Annotated in this window: 1 rRNA gene; it reads left to right on the plus strand. The window is 63.6% G+C overall.

What is annotated here, in order from left to right:
• Positions 1-109: ribosomal RNA gene (locus ACJTNH_RS20750) — 16S ribosomal RNA — on the plus strand; the annotation flags it as partial.
• Positions 110-585 lie beyond the last annotated feature (476 nt).

Raw genomic sequence — 585 nt, forward strand, 5'->3', positions numbered from 1 at the left:
GCCGGTGGCCCAACCCTTGTGGAGGGAGCCGTCGAAGGCGGGATCGGCGATTGGGACGAAGTCGTAACAAGGTAGCCGTACCGGAAGGTGCGGCTGGATCACCTCCTTTCTAAGGAGCACTGGCCGCCACATGCGTGTGGTGGTCCAGAGCCGTGCGCGGACCGTGAAGTGCTCTCAATCTCGGGGGTGCTCGGGTGTTCGTGACGGAGCTCGAGGGTGGAACGCTGACCAGTTCGGCCTGGTGCTCAAGCTTGCTGCTCGTACGGCGCTCGCTGCTCTTCGGGGTGGTGGGTGTGTGGATCGTGGTGGGTGTGGGTGGTCTGGTCGTAGGCACGCTGTTGGGTCCTGAGGGAGCGGGCCCCCCGTGGTGGGGGGTGTGTTTCTTCTGCGGAGGCTCACTGGATGTCGTACCGCCCGGGGTTGCTCGGGGTCTGGCGGTGTCGGGGTGTGGGTCATTCTCCGTACTTTGAGAACTGCACAGTGGACGCGAGCATCTAGTAGTACTCAAGTATCTGGATGCCTGCGCTGATCCGCGTACTGCTCATCTGGTGGGTCGTGCTCTCTTCGGGGGGTGGGGCCTGTGTT

It is taken from the genome of Modestobacter lacusdianchii (genome assembly GCF_054177765.1).